At 40.8% G+C, this 16,704-nt stretch carries 14 protein-coding genes; 9 read left to right on the plus strand and 5 right to left on the minus strand.

Going from position 1 to position 16,704, the window contains the following annotated elements:
* Complete coding sequence (locus JJQ94_RS04275; RefSeq protein ID WP_099029833.1) at positions 1-525, minus strand: MarR family winged helix-turn-helix transcriptional regulator; 525 nt, start codon at positions 523-525, stop codon at positions 1-3.
* A 323-nt stretch (positions 526-848) separates the two neighbouring features.
* Between JJQ94_RS04275 and JJQ94_RS04280 the strand changes: the two genes are divergently transcribed.
* From JJQ94_RS04280 to katG, 8 genes are all read left to right on the plus strand, one after another.
* On the plus strand, positions 849-1,622 hold the full coding sequence (locus JJQ94_RS04280) for a DNA alkylation repair protein (protein WP_099029832.1): 774 nt from the start codon (positions 849-851) through the stop codon (positions 1,620-1,622).
* A gap of 27 nt (positions 1,623-1,649) precedes the next feature.
* Entirely contained in the window at positions 1,650-2,543 is an 894-nt protein-coding gene (locus JJQ94_RS04285) for an N-acyl amino acid synthase FeeM domain-containing protein (protein ID WP_039496296.1), read from the plus strand.
* 2 nt (positions 2,544-2,545) lie between these two features.
* Positions 2,546-3,406, plus strand: a complete 861-nt coding sequence (locus JJQ94_RS04290; protein ID WP_099029831.1) for a class I SAM-dependent methyltransferase — start codon at positions 2,546-2,548, stop codon at positions 3,404-3,406.
* Between the two features lies 1 nt (position 3,407).
* Entirely contained in the window at positions 3,408-5,036 is a 1,629-nt protein-coding gene (locus JJQ94_RS04295; RefSeq protein WP_099029830.1) for an FAD-binding oxidoreductase, read from the plus strand.
* 30 nt (positions 5,037-5,066) lie between these two features.
* Positions 5,067-6,842 carry an NAD(P)/FAD-dependent oxidoreductase gene (locus JJQ94_RS04300; protein WP_099029829.1) on the plus strand — a complete coding sequence of 592 codons (1,776 nt, stop codon included), beginning with the start codon at positions 5,067-5,069 and terminating at the stop codon, positions 6,840-6,842.
* A gap of 4 nt (positions 6,843-6,846) precedes the next feature.
* Positions 6,847-8,316: an amidase gene (locus JJQ94_RS04305; RefSeq protein ID WP_172439915.1), complete on the plus strand. Its 1,470-nt coding sequence runs from the start codon at positions 6,847-6,849 to the stop codon at positions 8,314-8,316.
* 71 nt (positions 8,317-8,387) lie between these two features.
* Positions 8,388-9,161, plus strand: a complete 774-nt coding sequence (locus JJQ94_RS04310) for a class I SAM-dependent methyltransferase (protein ID WP_099029827.1) — start codon at positions 8,388-8,390, stop codon at positions 9,159-9,161.
* A 310-nt stretch (positions 9,162-9,471) separates the two neighbouring features.
* Positions 9,472-11,694: a catalase/peroxidase HPI gene (katG, locus tag JJQ94_RS04315; protein ID WP_172439914.1), complete on the plus strand. Its 2,223-nt coding sequence runs from the start codon at positions 9,472-9,474 to the stop codon at positions 11,692-11,694.
* 300 nt (positions 11,695-11,994) lie between these two features.
* Here katG and JJQ94_RS04320 read toward each other — a convergent pair whose 3' ends face one another.
* A complete protein-coding gene (locus JJQ94_RS04320; protein ID WP_141557604.1) occupies positions 11,995-13,104 on the minus strand; it encodes a VarG family subclass B1-like metallo-beta-lactamase in 1,110 nt (369 codons plus the stop codon).
* A gap of 111 nt (positions 13,105-13,215) precedes the next feature.
* Here JJQ94_RS04320 and JJQ94_RS04325 point away from each other — a divergent pair, with 111 nt between their 5' ends.
* Positions 13,216-14,148, plus strand: coding sequence for a LysR family transcriptional regulator (locus JJQ94_RS04325; protein WP_099029824.1), 933 nt, complete (start codon positions 13,216-13,218; stop codon positions 14,146-14,148).
* Between the two features lie 79 nt (positions 14,149-14,227).
* On the opposite strand, the gene JJQ94_RS04330 is transcribed toward JJQ94_RS04325, so the two are convergent.
* From JJQ94_RS04330 to JJQ94_RS04340, 3 genes are all read right to left on the minus strand, one after another.
* Entirely contained in the window at positions 14,228-14,683 is a 456-nt protein-coding gene (locus tag JJQ94_RS04330) for a hypothetical protein (protein ID WP_099029823.1), read from the minus strand.
* Positions 14,684-14,794: 111 nt separating this feature from the next.
* On the minus strand, positions 14,795-15,643 hold the full coding sequence (locus JJQ94_RS04335; protein WP_099029822.1) for a lipase secretion chaperone: 849 nt from the start codon (positions 15,641-15,643) through the stop codon (positions 14,795-14,797).
* A complete protein-coding gene (locus tag JJQ94_RS04340) occupies positions 15,640-16,557 on the minus strand; it encodes an esterase/lipase family protein (protein ID WP_017218747.1) in 918 nt (305 codons plus the stop codon). Before JJQ94_RS04340 ends, JJQ94_RS04335 begins: the two co-directional genes overlap by 4 nt.
* Positions 16,558-16,704 lie beyond the last annotated feature (147 nt).

Here is a 16,704-nt window from a genome sequence, read left to right on the forward strand (position 1 = left end):
TCATTCCTTTTTTGATATATTTTCAATATTACTGTTGAGTTCAACACTAATTTTTTTTGCCAAAGTAAAAAACTGACTAAGCTCGTCTTTATTTACTCCATCAAGTAAATTTACGATCCAGTCTTTATGAGAAAAAGCTATTGATTCAACAAAGCTAATTCCCTCTTTTGTTAGCGTGGTATAAACCTGCCTATTATCACTTTCAGAGCGAACTTTTGTTATTAACCCATCTCTCTCCAAACGTTTACATAAGCTTGTCGCCGTAGCAGAGGAAATATCTAGTAGCTTTGAAAAATCACTGACCTGTAAAGATTTTTTTTCTTTGTATAATTTTAAAAGTATTACAAGTCTATTCTCCTGCATATCGTATTTACCTAATTCTTTCTGGCAACTTAAATTAATTAAGTTTGCCATCGATAAAATAATAAAAACGGACTGCATATTTATAATGTCAGTCTTTCGACCTTCTAATGAGAGGAGTAGCTTATATTTTTCAGAAAAGCTGAACTCTTTATTTTCAGACATAAATCACCTCAATTTTTTAACTTTACACAACACGAAGCATCACAAAGAGAATAAATTTTTAACAAACCACCCATTCTACCATGAGTCGAGTCGATTCAAGCCTTGAAACAGCTAAAATATCGGCGGATAACCAACACTAAAGCATAAATCAACTTAAGAGATGAGGCGCCTCCGAAAACACAACGTCAAATAAAACAAAAATTCACACAAAGAAACATTTTTTGTTTTTTATTTACATTGAGTTGATAATTTGATTTACTGTAGCACCAAATAGTTAGATGTCAAGTTATTAGATAGCTAAACAGTTATAGGTTATATGAAAAATGAATACGGCAACAAGGGAAAAAGGGGCTAGCCGAAAAGGACAACTAACCCAATTAGAATTAGATAAATTAAATCATGGGATTACGGAATCTAAGACATTAGTCGAATGCTTGGAGGTTGATTTTGCAGAGTTAGCAACATCTTTGCGTCTGTTCACTTCCGATGACCTTATTTCTATATCTGAATCGAGAAACTTAGGGATCACGAAAAGAATGTCAGCCATGGGAGTGTTGTTAAATTCAAAACTGTCTCCGCAAGATAAATTAGCGCTACAGAAACATCCTTCCGACTCAGTTCGAGGGTGGGTTGCCTACGCTATTGGCTGTGATAACAACCTTAATCTAGAACAAAAAATAGGCTCACTTATACCATTGATTGATGACCATCACTTTGGTGTTCGTGAATGGTCTTGGCTTGCTGTTAGGGCGGACATAGCTTCCGATATTACAGCAGCAATTAGCGTACTGGAACCATTAACATATTCCGACTCACCTAGAATTAGGCGATTTGCATCAGAGAGTATTAGGCCCCGCGGTGTATGGTGTAAACATATACCTGAATTAAAGAAAGCTCCTGAATTAGCCGAAGTAATTCTAAATAACCTTAAGTCTGACCAAGACAAATATGTCATAGACTCTGTTGCTAACTGGTTAAATGACTGTGCAAAAGATAATCCAAATTGGGTTTTAAATATATGTAATAAGTGGCAGAAAAGTGAGACACCTATCTCTCATAGATTACTAGAAAAAGCTACACGCTCTATCAAAATCTAAATATTTTTATACCAAAGGAAGTATCACATGGACACGTTGAAATATAAAAAGCTGTCTTTAGAAAACTTAATACCAACTTCAGTTTATCGTTCTTTAGCATTTAAAAAAATATGTAAATCAATAAAAGAAAACAATGGTGTCATATATAAGCTTGCAAATAGTTATGACGAAAGAAAGCAAGCGATAAACTTAATTGATTACATGTATAAAGAGAGAGGCATTATACCTAAAAACCAGCCTATGCCTGAGCTTACAGCCTTCAATCTTAGTTCAAGTTCGACTGTATTTATCGCAAAGAAAGGCGATGAAGTTGTTGGTACTTTATCTCTAATAGAGGACTCATACATTGGATTACCAATGGAGAGCATTCACCAACAAGAGATATTGTCGATTCGTCAAGCTGAAAGGAGAGTTGCAGAAGTAGGTGCATTGGCAGTTAAAAAAGGATTTGGCGTTTCATTGATGCTGTATAACATTATGTTTCGCTGGGCTAAGCGCTCTCGATATATTGATAACCTCGCGATATCTGTTCACCCAAGCAGTCTAAGATTTTTCAGAGATGTGTTGTTATTCAGTCAGCTAGGAAAAATAAAAAATCATCCTAAATATAATAATGCTCTAGCGGTAGCTCTAACTCTCGATGTACCTAATGCAATCCAGAAATTTAAAGAAATATATAATCGCTCAGGTTTTATGATAAATAGCAACACAAATCTTTATGAATTTTTTTGTGAGAAAAAGTTTGACAACGTTTTCATTCCTGAAAGCTCTCCATTTGAGCCTGAGTTTCAAAAAATACCACAATGGAGTAAAGAGGATACTGAACTTGCACTAAGTGAGTTTCAAATTAATTTTGAAAACATGTCGAAAATAAAAGATTTTTATTTTGAAAGTTTTAAATCATTGAATAGGAATGGATAACAATGGACATTGGGCTTATTAAAACAGCATATAGAGAGCTACTTGGACACTCAGACTTTGTTCGAGAGGCTGAACCTGAATTAATTATGGATAATATACCGGCTGTGGAAGCTTACACTGAAGGTGGTAAAGATTCAGGAACTCTGTCTGGCACTTATTTATATCACTTATCCAAAACATGCTCTTTACTATCCCCTAATGATAGAGTGCTAGATTTAGGGTGTGGTTCAGGTATTTTGCTAAGCATGATTGCGCAGTTAAATCCGCAATGTCAATTTTTAGGTGTTGATTTATCACTCCCGATGCTTGAAAAAGCAAAGAAGATATCTAATGATAAAGGGCTTTTTAACATTAGTTTTCGTGAGGAGGATATTTGTCAATTGAGCACTATTAAAGATAATAGTATTGATGTTTTATGTTCTTCGATGGCATTACACCACCTTCCCGATTTACATCATTTAAATGAAACTTTTAAACAAATATCTAGAGCATTAAAGCCTGGTGGATTTCTATACATAAATGATTTCGGAAAATTAAAAAAAGAAAAATCTATAGATTATTTTGTATCCCGCTCTGGCTTGGAACAAAATTCTATACTGGCAAAAGATTACTATTACTCACTTAAAGCAGCATTTTCAATAGAAGAGTTCAAAAAAGTTGTAAGTGATAACCTAAGTAGTGATTTTAAAGTCTTTTCCACACCAATCAGTCCAGTATCTGTAGTTATTACAAACGGGAAAAAAAAGAAAAATAATAGCTTAGATAATTCAATATCTAAAATGTATCAGCGTTTACCAAAGGACAGAAAGTCGGATTTTAATCAACTTAAATTATTCCTACGTATTTCAGGGTTAAATTTTTAAAATGAACGACTTTACAAACTCAACAGATCTGCTCGAGACGTTATTCGATGAGCTGTCAGACTCTGTCGAAGCTCACTTTGGTAACAACATCGATCAGCTCTCTATAGCAGACACAATTAAGAGAGCGAGCTCGATACAAGGAGTTGTTTACCCACTTAACGTTGAGGTAATTAAAGATATAGTCAAGATAGCTAACACTCATAATCTCGTACTACATCCTGTGAGTACAGGAAAAAACTGGGGATATGGTTGCGCCGTTCCTCCAACGGAATGCGATGGCCGAATCAGTATTATAGTTAATTTATCCAAGTTAAACGAAATTGTTTATTTCGACGCCGAACTAGGACTTATAGAACTTCAGCCAGGAGTTACTCAAGGTCAATTGTATAAATTTCTCCAAGATAGAAACGCTGACTTTTTAGTTCCTGTTACAGGGGCTGGACCTGATTGCAGTATACTTGGTAACGCACTTGAAAAAGGTTATGGAATAACACCGATTTCAGACCATTTTCAGTCCATAATCTCAATAAATGCAGTGTTGCCGAATGGGGAAGAATATAAATCTCCCATGTCGGAAATTTTGGAGGAAAAGGGATATCATGCCGCATATAAATGGGGAATTGGCCCATATTCAGACGGCCTATTTTGCCAAAGTAATTATGGAATAGTCACTAGTGCCACAATCACTCTAGCCCGCAGAACACCTGAGGTAATGTCATTTTACTTTTGGCTGCCTGAGTCAGAAAGCCTCGAAAGCATTGTAAATTCAGTTAGAAATATTTTGTCAATTCCCAGCTTAGGAGTTGGTGGGATTAACATTATTAATTCAACTCGCACAATCACGATGAATTCTACACTAGCATCTTTAAGAAATAATAGAAATACCAACCCACTAGATCCAAATGAGATAGAAAAATATGCATCGGTACACAATATCAAATCTTGGTTTGGGTTTGGTGCCATATACGGAACTAAAGACAGTGTAAAGTCAGCAAAAAAATTCATTAAAAAACAGCTGTCCCCTAGTACTGTAAGAATTCTCTTTATCAATAAAGCAAAACTCAGTTTTCTGCAGTCAGCCGTAAGCTACTTGCCTAAGGTTTGCTCAGAAAACGTAACTACACTCCTTGAAAAAATGGGTAAAGGCCTATCAATGATGGCTGGAAAGCCAGACGAAGTAGCCCTCCCCTTAGCATATTGGAGAGCAAGAAATCCTCCACCCGATGAAAACCTCAACCCTGCGAGAGATAAGTGTGGACTGCTTTGGTATGCACCAATAGTATCTATGTCAGGGAAGGATTGTGATCGTTACGTCAAGATGGTTACAGATATATGTAACGTTTATGGCTTTGATGCTCCAATCACTTTAACGAGCATCTCACCTTTTGCTTTTGATAGCACGCTTCCAATACTCTTTTCAGCGAGCAGCACAACCGAAAGTGAGCAAGCGATAGCTTGCTATAAAGCTTTGTATGAGGCCGGTTTACGCAATGGGTTTGTACCGTATCGAATTGGCTCTGGGCAAGTACAACTATTTAATGAACGACAGCTAAGTGCACATAAGCTAACTAGAAACATAAAATCTAGTATCGACCCAAATCACATTATCTCTCCAGGTAGATACGTTTAGCTTTCGTTAGATCGTAATTAAGGAAAAACAATGAAAAGCGACTTAATCATAATGGGTTCCGGTATTGCAGGTAACCTAGCTGCTATGTACTTCAGAAAGAAATTCCCTGATATAAATGTAACATTAGTAGGTAAGCAAAAGTCACGTTCTCCTTTGGTTGGGGAATCCACTGTAGAAGTGACCGTCCAATTTTTAAATGCGATTGGATTAAGTACTCTGCTAGAAGAAAAACATTATCATAAATATGGTTTGTCTTATTACTTTAAACAATCTTACGACAAAAAGTGTAACAAATATGTTGTACATGAAGCCCCCGGAATAAACCGACTCCCGTCTTTTAATCTAAATCGCAACGTATTCGATCAAGATATTAGAGATATCAATGCGACATTAGGAATACGTAGAATAGATCAAGATGTACAGGAGGTTATTTTATCTGATAATAATGACCATAAACATCAAGTTGTTCTCAAAGGGCAAAACGGAGAGACCACCCACATTGACGCTGACTGGGTTATTGATGCGAGTGGAAGACGAAGACTACTAGCCAAACAATTGCAACTGCATAAAGCCCCTGCTTATCAACGCAACTCTTTTTGGTTCAGGATGAATTCGTTTGACCGTACAAAACTGTTTGAAATGACGGATACTCGAGTTAACCACCACTGCTATGATCCATACTATGTTACCCATCATTTTTATGGCCAAGGATATTGGATTTGGATTATTCCTCTCAAAGCGAGTACAGGCAAAGATCACGTAAGTATAGGCATAACCTATCGGCCAGAGCTATTAGGACAAAAAAATGTTCAGTTAGAATCCTTACTAACTATTCTAGACAATGACCATCCCTCCATTTCAGCCATGATACGTTCGGGTAGCATAGATGATACATGTAGCTACAACAACTACATGTACGAAGCTGAGCAATATTACTCAAAAAGCGGCTGGTATTTACTTGGAGATGCCGCTTTCACTTTTGACCCTGCAAACAGTGCAGGTCTTGCTTATGTTGCACATGAAATCACTCAGATAGCATCTATGATTAGCAAGGATCGAAATCATGAACTTACACAGGATTATGTTGACGCAATGGAGCGTCATGTAAAAGCTCAATTAGCACTCCAAGATAGTTGGAGTAATTGGTATCTCATTATGAACGACCCTCTCAAAATGGCTTGGACACTTAAAGTCGCCAATATGGGCTATTTCCATGTCGTACTACCTAATTTCATCAACGGTAGTTACCTAGATGGCCGCTCTGCTAACCATTTTGCAAAATTGCTTCCCCGCTTTAGTAAAGAAAATGCTCCTAAATGCTACCCTTTTCCAGAGTTACTAGAGCTTATAACTGAACAAATAGATCCGTCTCAACCACTAGATCCTGAATTAATACCTAACCTCTATGAAAAAACAATAAATTTTAGATTATACAGGGCGACTAACGATAAAGATCGCGCTCAATTCGTTTCTCGATATTTCTTTAAACTAGCTCGACTTCGCCTATATGTGATGAAAAAAGTAAAATGGCAATTCAACATAAAGCATGGAGTAGTCATGACCAAGAGTCTTATTGCAATTGCCTCAGACCTCATAAAGTCTACTGTAATTTTCTGTATTCCCTCGTTTTATGTGAAGAAAGCGAAGGTAAACTCTTCACTTTCTTCTCCGTACACAAATATGGGTGATCATTTACGTTGCTTAACGCACGATAAAAAGCACACCCCCCCTCTGCAGTCGATGATGAAAAATGACGACCAACCGGCTCAGGTTGACTCAAGAGAAATATCAGAAATGGAAATGTAAACATATGTCTGATACACCTTACATATGCTGGAAACGAGGTGCATTTGTTATTGCCGAAGACATTTTGAATGGTAAGGTGACTTCATTCCAAGTCGTACAGGCCGCCATTCAAACATGTCTACGCAACAGTAAACTCAATGCAGTTGTCATTGAGCGTTTTGCTTTAGCTTTGAAAGAAGCGAAGGCAGCGGACTTGATGATCCAATCAGGTAAGGTTGTTGGACCTTTACATGGTGTGCCGTTTACAGTAAAGGAGAGTCTTGGCTTTGAAGGACTTCCTCATACAGTGGGATCAATGAAACGCATAGAAAAATACGCATCGAATGATGCCACTGTTGTCGCCCGTTTAAAAAAGGCTGGTGCTATTGTTATTGGCCTTTCAAACTGCTCAGAAATGGCGTTGTGGCCTGAATGTAGTAATCCAGTCTACGGAAAAACCTCTAACCCTTGGAATTTGAACTACACCTCTGGAGGCAGCAGTGGAGGTGATGCTGCCGCAGTTGGGGCTGGTATCGTACCTTTTGGCGTAGGAACCGATGGTGGTGGCTCAATAAGGATCCCTGCGGCTTTTTGCGGAGTCTATGGCCATAAACCGTCGGGAGGCCTAGTTCCATTAACAGGCCACCCTCCTCTTCATGATACTGGACTAGAAAATCAGGATGCTCAAAAAGTCGCAGCATTTTTTTGCGCAGGCCCAATAGCTAAAACAGCTAAAGACTTAATGCCGCTATTAAAGATCATGGCAGGCCCTGATGGCCTGGATAAGAACGTCAAACATTTACCCGCTTTTTCTAGCTGCGACATTAATATAACAGAAATTTCTGTATTTATGTGCTCATCACCTAAGGTTACCTTTGCAAGAGCTGTTGCCGCAAACGTGAGTGAGCCTATTGATGTATTGGGTCAAATGTTTGCTTCAATGGGGGCCAATGTACAATCATGGAACCACCATGCCATTAAAGATGCATTGATGATATGGATTGAAGCAGTACAGCACCTTTCCATTGCCGAACTTATATCAGATGGTCAAGGAATCCGTCCAATTCAGGAGTTAGTTAAATACATGCTTCATAAAAGCCAGTATTCACTTCCTGCTATTTTAGCAACACTAACTTATCAGTACTCACTCCCAACCCTCAAAAAGTGCGTCAGCCTTGATCCAAAAACACGACTAGGGTTACAAAAAGACATCGAAAATCAGCTTGGAGACAATGGTATATTGATTATGCCTGTATTTCCAAGCGCGGCGCCAAAACATGGCAAAATGCTCTTCCATCCCGCCGATTTCGCTTACGCAGGCTTATTCAATGCACTAGAATTACCAGCTACATCTGTACCTTTAGGTTTTGATGAGAACGGATTGCCAAAGTCAGCACAAATAATTGCAGCAAAAAACATGGACCATCTATGTATCGCTGCCGCCTGTTTGATTGAAGAAAAGTACAAAAGCAGTCTAACCAAATCGGCTGATTAGACTGCTTTGCTAGACTAACAGAGCCAACTTTTTTATTGTTAAAGAAAATCCACAAAAATAGGGAATTCAATATGGATTACGTCTCTCTCAATCGTGCGGCATGGGAAGAACGAGCCAAGGCACATTTTGACTCTGAGTTTTATGACGTCAATCGCTTTTTGCAAGGTACCTCTTCGCTCAATCCCATTGAATGTGAGCTACTTGGTGATGTATCAGGCAAGAGTCTGCTTCACCTACAATGTCACTTCGGCTTAGATAGCCTGTCATTCGCAAGGCTGGGGGCTAAGGTAACTGGTGTCGACTTTTCGACAGAAGCTATTACCCGAGCAAATACATTGGCTCAACAAACTGGGCTTGATGCCCGTTTTATCTGTCAGGACATCGCGCAATTTGGGCTTGAGAATACCACACAATTCGACATTGTCTTTGCATCCTATGGCACCATCTGCTGGTTGCAAGATTTATCTCAATGGGCTGCCACTATTGCCCGTGCACTGAAGCCCGGCGGTCAGTTTTGTTTCGTGGAGTTTCACCCAAGTATTGACCTTCATTTAGGTTACCCTTATTTCCCACAAACTCAGCCTGATATTAGCGAAGAATCAACCTATACCGAAAACCAGCAAGATAGCAAACAAACCATTGCAACTTGGCCGCACTCAATCGCCGAAGTGATGCAGTCATTAATGCTAGCAGGTCTCACAATTACCCACTTCGATGAGCACCCTTTTAGTCCATATAACTGCTTTGAAGGTTTAGAGGCGGTGTCTGGACAAGGCTTTCAGTTATTGAGTAAAAGGCATCAAGTACCTTTGCTATTTTCAATACTAGCGAATAAAGCGGAGTAGAACTTACTACTCCGCCATATATTTTTCCATATCTAATACAATCACGAGACCATTGAGCACAATTTTTTGCACGTCCTCTTAACTACCTAAATACAATTGTTTTAAGTTTATTATTGCAAAATACTAAATTAAAGTTTCACTTCAAGAATATCATCGTTACAAATTAATTATAAACCTTTGATAAAAAAACCTTTTTATCGATTTATTTTTCCGAATATACCAATTTATTTTTCTGGATTTTCTCTTTTTAATTTGTGAACTAAAGTTAACACGCAGTTTGAGACACACTTTAATTACGAGGGAAAACCCCATGAATAGAAAATCTAGAACGATGTTGTCCGCCGTAGCGCTCGCAGTCACAACAACGCTATCAGCCCCGAGCTTTGCTGCAATGAGTGAAGCAAAAACCAATCAATTTTGGTGGCCAGAACAACTAAACCTAAGCCCCTTGAGACAACACAGCCCAGAGTCCAACCCTTACGGCGCAAACTTTGATTATGCCTCTGAATTCAATAAATTAGATCTTAAGCAAGTCAAAAAAGACATTGAGCAAACACTCACCGACTCACAAGACTGGTGGCCTGCCGACTGGGGTCATTATGGTCCATTTATGATCCGTATGGCATGGCATAGCGCCGGGGTTTATCGTGTACACGATGGCCGTGGTGGCTCGGCAGGTGGCCAACAACGTTTCGATCCGTTAAACAGCTGGCCTGATAACGCAAACTTAGACAAAGCAAGACGATTATTGTGGCCGATTAAACAAAAGTACGGCCGTAGCCTATCGTGGGCAGACTTAATGGTCTTAGCGGGCAATGTTGCACTTGAGTCAATGGGCTTTAAGACCTTTGGTTTCGCCGGTGGCCGTCAAGACGATTGGGAGCCTGATTTAGTTTATTGGGGGCCAGAAGATGCTTTCTTAAAAGACGAGCGTCGTGACAAAAAAGGCAAACTAAAGGGCCCATTAGCAGCAGTAGAAATGGGACTTATTTATGTCAACCCTGAAGGTCCACACGGTAAACCAGATCCATTACTTGCCGCAAAAGACATTCGCATGTCATTCGGCCGTATGGCTATGAACGACGAAGAAGTGGTCGCGCTGATCGCGGGTGGTCACACCTTTGGTAAAGCACATGGCGCGAAAAAGCCATCTGATTGTGTGGGCAAAGAACCAGCCGCTGCAGCGATTGAAGCGCAAGGCCTAGGCTGGAAAAATAAATGCGGCACGGGTAAAGGTGCAGACACCACAACAAGTGGCTTAGAAGGGGCTTGGACGGTAACACCAACGCAGTGGTCAACCAATTATCTCGACAACCTAATGAACTTCAATTGGGTAATGACAAAAAGCCCAGCTGGTGCGACCCAGTGGATCCCTGACAACAAAGCTGCGGCAAACCTAGTGCCAGACGCCCACATTGAAGGTAAACGCCATGCACCGATAATGTTCACCACGGATTTGGCATTAAAATTTGACCCTGAATATCGCAAGGTCATTGAACGCTTCCGCAAAGATCCAAAGCAATATGAGTTGGCGTTCGCGAAGGCTTGGTTCAAATTGACTCACCGTGATATGGGTCCAAGAGCCCGTTATGTGGGTTCAGAAGTACCGAGCGAAGTACTGACTTGGCAAGATCCAATTCCAAAAGCGGATTATAAGATGATTGATAGTAAGGACATAAACGCCCTGAAAAAATCAATCTTGAACTCGGGTCTAACAAAGCAAGAACTGATCAGAACGGCATGGTCGGCAGCATCTAGCCACCGTGTTACTGATATGCGTGGTGGTGCAAACGGTGGCCGTTTACGCCTTGAGCCTCAGGTAAGTTGGAAGATCAACAACCCTGACGAGGTAAACAAAGTACTAGCTAAATTGACGGACATTCAAACCCGCTTTAATAAGCGCGCTGGCAAAAAAGCAGTCTCTATTGCCGACTTGATTGTGTTAGGTGGTTCTGCAGCAGTTGAAAAAGCCGCAAACGACGCAGGTTACAAAGTAAATGTAGCGTTTAAACCGGGTCGTACAGATGCCTCACAAGCACAAACGGATGTCTTATCATTTAGCTACCTGGAGCCAAAAGCAGACGCGTTCCGTAACTACTACAGTGATGAAGCGTTTATGTCACCAGCTGAAATGTTAGTAGACAAAGCCAACATGCTAGACCTGTCAGTACCAGAAATGACAGTACTATTAGGCGGCCTACGCAGCTTAGACGCAAACTACAAAGGCGCAAAACACGGTGTATTTACTGACAAACCAGGTCAGTTAAGCAACGACTTCTTTGTTAATCTACTGGATATGTCGACCAAATGGTCAAAGGTAGAGGGTCAAGAAGGCCTATACGAAGGCCGTGACCGTAAAACCGGAGAGATAAAATGGACGGCAACACCGGTTGATTTAATCTTTGGGTCTAACTCTGAGCTTCGCGCAATTACCGAAGTCTATGCATCGGACGATGCCAAACAGAAGTTTGTAGACGATTTTATCGCCGCTTGGGTGAAGGTAATGCAACTAGACCGTTTTGACTTAAAATAAACCAATTAAGCAGAGCAAACAGGGCCTAATTTAGGCCCTGTTTTTTTATTCGTGCAGGAAGCCTAGCAAGGTCAAAAGATTACCAATATGCGTTTTCGCACCACATGTCCACAGTGTTTTCACCAGACAATTTATAAATTAGCTTCAGGTACTAAAGACCCATGAGTAGACAAATATGGTTGATAATTTATCTAATCAGCCATGAAAGGTTGGCTTTATGTAATAGGTAGAGAGCCGATTCTTCAATTTAGGTGGTGCACAAAAAATCGGCGCTTAGCGCGCCGAATGACCCGAGTGAACTTAATGATCAATCATATCTGCCAAGATTATGGCTGCGTGGGTTTCCACCGCGCCTGAATTGAAACCATACATGTGCCCATATTTGTTCGTTAGCTCGGAATGCACATTATTGATGATCTCTTCTTGCCAGCGTTTGAACCAAATGAAGTGGTTGCCGTCACTAAAAATTGGGGTGTAGGGTGCAACTTCTAATTGTTTACCGACTTCAGTTCTAACATCAGCAATGTATTCCAGCAGATCTTTTACGTCCTTTTTTGAACCTATATTGCCATGACCGCCATTAATAAAGTTCCAGTGCTTACTGAGCGGTTTCCTCAGAAGATTTTGTAGATCCACTTCGTAACCATGGAAATCTTCCGCTCCCGCGAAATTGTAAAACGGCAGTTGATCAGGGTTAATCATGTCAGCGAAATGCAGCACGCGATCGCTTGGAATTAGAATCATCGTGTTATCCGGTGTATGACCAGAGCCTTCTGGTGCCATCATCTTCAGCCTTATTGAGCCAAATTTGACCGTTCTAGCTTTTTTCAAATCGTACACTTCATTTGGTGCAGGAACTTTAGGGGTTCTCACTCCGTTTTCGTTCAATTCAGCGTGAAGGTTGATCTTGTCAGCAACGGTTTGACTCGCGATAACGCGGACATGCCCCACCCTCGGGTAATTTTTCTTAATTAAGTCAATAAGTTGATTACCTCCGCCTACATGATCTAGGTGATAGTGAGAATACATAATAGCGGTGATCGGCTTATTGGTGATGGATTGAATGCCTCGAAAAAGCGCATCAATACGGCCATCACCAAGAGGGTCAATCAGCAACACCGAATCTTTGGACACCACAACGGTAGCATTGTAGTAATTTACTCCGATCCAGTAGGTGTTTTTACCCAATTTTTGCACAGTGAATTTACTGTCATCAAACTGGCGTTCATAAAGATTATTGATTTTTTGGCCGATTTTCAGCGATTGCTTTGCTGATGGTTCAACTTCGATTTGAGCCGTTTCACCAGGGAATAAAATCGCGTGTTGGTTATTATGGCCATGGCCTAACGCACTGACATTAAAAGTAAACACTGCAGCAATAGGGGTTAAAGCTAGGGTGGATAGTTTCATTTTTCTCTCCTCAATAAGATGAAAAAAAGATAAAACAAAAACAAACATATCAAAAATGCATGTTTGTTATAGTATGTAGATCATTTACGCATAATTTTATACGGTGATGGCATGGGTGTACCTGAGATGAATCTACGCAGTATTGACTTAAATCTGTTAACGATCTTAGAGAAGGTGTTGATCCACAAGCATATTAGTCAAGCCGCTCAAGCATTAAACATGAGCCAGCCAGCAGTGAGCCGAGCCCTGATGCGCTTGCGAAAGCAATTTGCCGATCCATTGTTGGTAAAGGTGAAAAATGAGTACCGTTTAACTGCAAAAGGTGAGCGCCTTCGTAGCGAACTCGAGCTATCACTTACTACTATTCGTCATATGTTGGTGGATGACGAGTTTGATCCCCTGCAATATTCAGGCGTGTTCACTATAGGGGCGCTGGATTTCGAAATGATGATGATTGTGCCGAAATTGTTGGCGCGTTTTCAACAGCGTGCTCCAAATTTGAAATTACAAATTGTGTCTTACAACTCGTTTATACCGCTTCATGACTACTTGGAAAAGGTGGCGGATTTATTACTGTACTCCACAGATGAGACACCCACCAACGTGTTTAAACAACGCCTATTTAATGATAATTATGCCATAGTAATGTGTTGTCAGCATAAATGGGCTCATCAGCCTATGACGTTAGAGCGCTATTGCCAGAGCCGACATCTCATCATTTCTGGTACTGGCTTGTGCAAAACGGATATGGATCATGAGCTGAAAAGGTTGGATGCTCAGCGGGAAGTAGTGGCATCTTTACCACATTTTTCGATGGTGCCGGAGTTATTGATTAACACGGATCTGATTGCCACTTTACCAAAACGTCTGGTCACTCATTTAAGTAGACGTTATGACATCACGGTGGCCGATTTACCGTTCCACACTGCCGATTTTCAAGTTGAACAATTTTGGCATCTCATTCATCACAATAGTCCAATCCACCAGTGGGTGAGGCAGGAAATAAAAAGCTTGGTGGATGAAGAAATCGGTGAAACGGCGTGAGGCGACTTGATTGGATCGCCTCTTTCACACAAGCTCCTAACTGAGCATTAGCTCTTTCGATAGTTCTGTTATTAAACGGCTAAACAGCGCCTCGCGCAGCTAGACACCCAGAGTTATTTTTAGGCAATGCTACAAAGCAAAGCCGAGATGCGAACTTATCCGTCACCACATCGCTTTGTGCTTTATCGCTACTGTTATAGAGGTGCAAGTGATTATTTTCGACAAAATAAAATCCCAATTGGTTTAATCGTGCCGCCCACCGAAACCCCGATGCTAAATCACACTTTATATAAATACTTAACTCTCGATATTGCATTTGTTTATCACCGCCCCACAGCAACTGATAAGGCACATTTGCGCGCTGTAAAGCCCCTTGCCAAAATCGTGATAAGCGCTGATTTTTATCTTCACAAAGTACCTTTCCATGTGGATTCCAAAGGCTCAAGATAGCGCCCCGTGTATCAAAGCGGGTTGGTTGTATTGGTTGAAAATATACTTGTAAATAAAGCTGCCACAGGTTTGGTTCAATTTTCATGTTTTACTGCTTGTTTGATTGTATTGACCAGTTATCAAGATGGGCTCATGGCTGAAGGTTTGGCTGCTCCATGTAACCGGCCTATACATCTTATCAATAACTAAAAAATTATCACTTAACCAATACAGCAACTCGCTTTTGCTCGTTCTCCGTGAAGGTTTGTTTGAGTAGTAACTCGACTCTTTCTTTTGCGATTTGGCTATCACCAAGCTCGGCTAGAATATTTTGCTTTTGCAGCATAAAGCTTTGTAGTTTTTGCTGCCAATGCTGTTGTTGCTTCTGGACTTCAAGTATACGCGTTGCGGCTTTATCGCCATATTCAGCACTTAGTTCGTTATAGTGTTTTTGCTGCCAATTTGCGTTTAGGGTGTGTAACTGGGCTGAGGTTTGAAATAACACTTGTTCACGCTTTGGAAGCCCACTGATATGCGTCTCAATTAATTGCTGCTTTTGCGATTCAGATATAGATGCGTCTGACAAAATTTGCCAGCGACTCAAAGCTTGCGTATCCCACGCATTATCATCTTCAAACCAAACTGCTATCACTTCATCCGTAAAAAATTGCCGCTGCAGTGCGTGTAGCAGCTCAACACGTTCTAGTAGGTTAAGATGCGTATCCACATCAATTAAGGCCTGCTTAAATTGCACGTAGAGACCTGTAACTTCGTGAAGGCATTGTGGTAATAATTCCAGATAAGCTTGCCACCGCTCGGCTTGGTTATGGTTTTGTAGCTCAAAAAGCCAATCGTCGATTTGGTGCTTATGCTGTTTATTAATGGTCTCACAATGTACGCTTGCAGATGCACTCCTTGTGGGTTGTGGGACCTTATGCACATCACTTTGCTGCTCTGATACCACCGCGAACCGGGGAACATGACGCGGCGTCTCTTGCTGTTCACTCTCGATATAAACCAGCGACAGCATAGTCAAAATGATTAGCAAAAGGCCCCACTTTTTCATAGCGCCAAACCTTTTAAGCGGCGAATATGCTGGCGATAAACGGTTAATGGGTCTGTTTCGAACAAGTGATGAATACCAATGGTGTGGTTTACCTGATCTAAATGGTTCATTTTGAATTGGTTATTGATCACCTGACCTAAATTACTAGAACAAGCTGATACTAGGCCGTCGTTGGCCTCATCAAAAACTTGAGAGAACAGTGCAAGTGCGTTGTCAGCGGGGTCAAATACGTTGGTCCATGCTTTGCTGCCACTCCATGAAAAATAATGCACGCCATTGCTCGCTAGACTTTGCGTTTCGCCACAATAATGACTTGGCACACCCTCTGGGTATTTTTGGTTGAATGCTAATGTGCCAGCCGTGGTCAAAGCACCTAGTGCTTCGAGTGCGTCTTTTGGTGCGGTTGCTTTACCAGATAACAAATCAATTAATCCCGCAAGGCCGTTAGCAAGCGACGCTAAAAACTGCTCCGAAAATGAGCCACTGTCTACTCCACCGCGAACAACATCAGCAAAACGGCTACCCCAGTTTACGCCACCAATACTAGTCGCTGAGGCCACCCACTCAGGTTTAACTGAGGCAACGTAGCGAATAGTTTGCGCGCCTTGGCTGTGACCAATTAAATTAACTTTGTCTTTACCCGTTAATGCTCGAACCAACGCAACTTGCTCTAGTAGTTGCTCACCACGCAATTCTGAATTATGGGCTGATGATACTTCTGCAACATAAACCTGCCCTCCTTCATCATGGATCACTTGTGGTACGCGATAAAAATAATCTACTCCGAGCAGATTATCAAAACCAAACAGACCGTGAACTAATACCACGGGATACTCTAATTCCTCACCGCTGTGGGCGGGAGAGGTAACGACCGATAGCAACCCAAGCAGGGCGCTGAGAATTAACCTTTTCATGTACTTGCTCCAATTATTACAATTTAGTAACAAATAAACTTTAGATTACAATGGTCAGAGGTCAAGCCAGAATAGTGTGAAAAATGAAATTTTGATGAATGTTACGTAAACAAAAGTAAATAATGGCAGTGTAAGTTAGTACCTAGG

Origin of the sequence: Pseudoalteromonas sp. GCY (genome assembly GCF_016695175.1) — a bacterium.
In the GTDB taxonomy this organism is placed as follows: Bacteria; Pseudomonadota; Gammaproteobacteria; order Enterobacterales; family Alteromonadaceae; genus Pseudoalteromonas.